This window comes from Streptomyces klenkii (genome assembly GCF_003626645.1).
Lineage (GTDB): Bacteria > Actinomycetota > Actinomycetes > Streptomycetales > Streptomycetaceae > Streptomyces > Streptomyces klenkii.
Window position 1 is genome coordinate 1 of record NZ_RBAM01000141.1, and the last position, 1,163, is coordinate 1,163.

At 74.3% G+C, this 1,163-nt stretch carries 1 protein-coding gene; it reads left to right on the plus strand.

Going from position 1 to position 1,163, the window contains the following annotated elements; translation table 11 throughout:
- A partial coding sequence (locus tag D7231_RS36815; RefSeq protein ID WP_120760466.1) for an XRE family transcriptional regulator occupies nucleotides 1-965 on the plus strand: 965 nt, incomplete at its 5' end.
- Nucleotides 966-1,163 lie beyond the last annotated feature (198 nt).

Consider the following 1,163-nt stretch of genomic DNA (forward strand, 5'->3'; position numbering starts at 1 on the left):
AGGCCATCGCCCCGCCGGTCACCTTCGGCGGCTCCGTCGCGGCCCCCGGGGAGGCCGACCCGGAGCTGGATCTCGGGCACCTGGCGGACGCCGCCCGGCACGTGGCCCACGCCTACCACGGGGACGACTACCGGCAGGTGGCCGGGCTGCTGCCGGGCCTGGTGCGTTCAACGCACGCGGCCGTCGAGCGTTTCGACGGCGGCCCCGAACGCGTGCGCGCGCTGGTCCTGCGGTCCAACGCCCTCCAGATGGCCGGGCGTTACCTCACGCAGGTGCGCGCCTACGACCTGGCCCACGTCGCCCTGCGGGACGCCGTCACCGACGCGGACGAGGCGGAGGACCGCGCGGGCGTGGCCGGAGCGGTGTACCAGCAGGGCTGGCTCCTGATGCGCCAGGGCCGGCTGGACGAGGCCGAACGCGTCAGCGTGGCAACGGCCGAGGCGATCGAGCCGCGCATCTCCCGCGCCTCGCGCGAGACGCTGGGCGCGTGGGGGAAGCTGCTGGTCCACGCCAGCGCGGCAGCCGCCCGCAACAACCGGCCCGCCGAGGCCCGGGACCTGCTGCGCATGGCCCGCACGGCGGGCGCGGCGCTGGGCGGCCGTTCCGTGGTGGAGCCGTCGAGCTGGGGCCGCTTCGACTGGCGCACCGTCGCCTTCCAGGGGATCGAGAACTACCTCGTGACGGGCCGCCCCCGCCGGGTGCTGGCCTTCGCCGAACGCCTGGGGTACGGCGCGGACAGCAAGCTCGCGCGCCGCCACCTCCTCGACGTGGCGCAGGCCCACGCGCAGCTGCGCCAGGGCTCCGAGGCGACCGCGATCCTCTCCGGGCTGCTGGACGAGACGCCGGAGTGGCTGCGCCACCAGCGCATGGCGGCGGGCACGTTCCGCGACGTGCTGCGGCACAGCAAACGTCGGCGGCTGACGCCGCAGCAGCGCCGCCTGGCGACGTTCTTCGAACTCGCATAGCGGGCACGCTCCGTGCCTGGTGGGGGCGCGGCGCGACGGCCGGATTCCCACGCCGCATACCTGTGACGACCCAATCACCAAACGTAACTTCGGCGCATGGATCGAGTACAGGACTCACTCCCCCTGTGGCTGCCGTCCGCAGGACAAGGCGTGCAAGTGGTGCCCTGTCACCGCTGGTTCGATGCCGTTCGCGTGCCC